This window comes from Mesorhizobium sp. B2-7-3, assembly GCF_006440715.1.
Taxonomy (GTDB): Bacteria; Pseudomonadota; Alphaproteobacteria; order Rhizobiales; family Rhizobiaceae; genus Mesorhizobium; species Mesorhizobium australicum.
This window is the reverse complement of the sequence record NZ_VFTY01000026.1, coordinates 1-1,328: the sequence shown is the minus strand read 5'-3', so window position 1 is coordinate 1,328 and position 1,328 is coordinate 1. Positions and strand designations below refer to the sequence as shown.

1 pseudogene is annotated in these 1,328 nt (G+C 62.9%); it reads left to right on the top strand.

Going from position 1 to position 1,328, the window contains the following annotated elements:
• Window positions 1–1,250 (top strand): annotated as a pseudogene (locus FJW04_RS29835) (IS1182 family transposase); the annotation flags it as partial.
• Window positions 1,251–1,328 lie beyond the last annotated feature (78 nt).

The window sequence follows — 1,328 nt, the reverse complement described above, 5'->3', positions numbered from 1 at the left end:
GAACTGACGGCGCCGCTGTACTGCGCCGACAATGGCCGCCCGCCTTTGGATCCGACCTTGATGTTCAAGGCACTGTTCGTGGGCTACCTGTTAGGGGTTCGCTCGGAGCGGCAGCTGGTGCGCGAGATTGAGGTCAATGTCGCCTATCGCTGGTTCTTGCGGCTGAAGCTGACGGACAAGGTGTTCGACGCCTCGACGCTGTCGCAGAACCGGCGCCGGCGCTATCAGGATGAGAGCATCGCCCAAGGCATCTTCGACCGCATTGTCGAGCAGGCGATCGGGCATGGGCTTGTCGACGGCACGGTGCTCTACACCGACAGCACGCATCTGAAGGCCAATGCCAACAAGGGCAAATACGACCTTGCCATGGTGGCCAAGTCACGGGCCGACTACTAGGCCGATCTCGACCGGGCGATCGAGGCCGAGCGGGCGCTGCATGGCCAGAAGCCGCTCAAGCAAAAGGAGCGGCAGCCGGTGGAGAAAGAGACCAAGGTCTCGCGCACCGACCCGGATGCCGGCTACATGGTTCGAGACGGCAAGCCGAAGGGCTTCTTCTACCTCGACCACCGCACGGTGGATGCCGCCCACGCCATTATCACCGATACCCATGCAACGCCTGCCAACGTGCATGATTCCATCGTCTATCTCTCCCGCCTCGACCGGCAGGTGGAGCGCTTCGGCTTCCAGGTCGGCGCCGTCGGCCTCGACGCCGGCTACGCCACGCCGGGCATCGCCAGGGATTGGAGGAACGCGCCATCAGGGGCGTCACCGGCTATCGCAACCCGAGCTCACCCAAACCCGGCATGATGAGGAAGAGCGCCTTCGCCTATGAGCGGGAGCTTGACGGCTATCGCTGCCCGCAGGGCCAACTGCTTGCCTACGCCACCACCGACCGCACCGGCTATCGCCACTACAAGAGCGATCCCGCCATCTGCCGCGATTGTCCGTTGCTGGCCTCCTGCACCTCGAACGCCAACGCCACCAGGCTGATTACCCGCCGTGTCTGGCAGGAGGCACGCGAACGAAACGACGCCAACCGCCTCACTTCGTGGGGCAAGGCTATCTACCGGCGCCGCAAGGAGACGGTCGAGCGATCTTTTGCCGACGCCAAGCAGTTGCATGGCCACCGTTATGCACGCTTCAAAAGCCGAACACGTGTCGCCTGCCAATGCCTACTCGCAGCCGCCGCCCAGAACATTAAGAAAATCGCGCTTTGTCTCTGGCCAAAGAACAAAACCCACTTCGCCTGAGGCGAGGCGTCACCCGCGGCCGAACCGGCAACCTCCAGACAATTCGTCCCGACACCGAAATAACCAGCCCATTCAAAC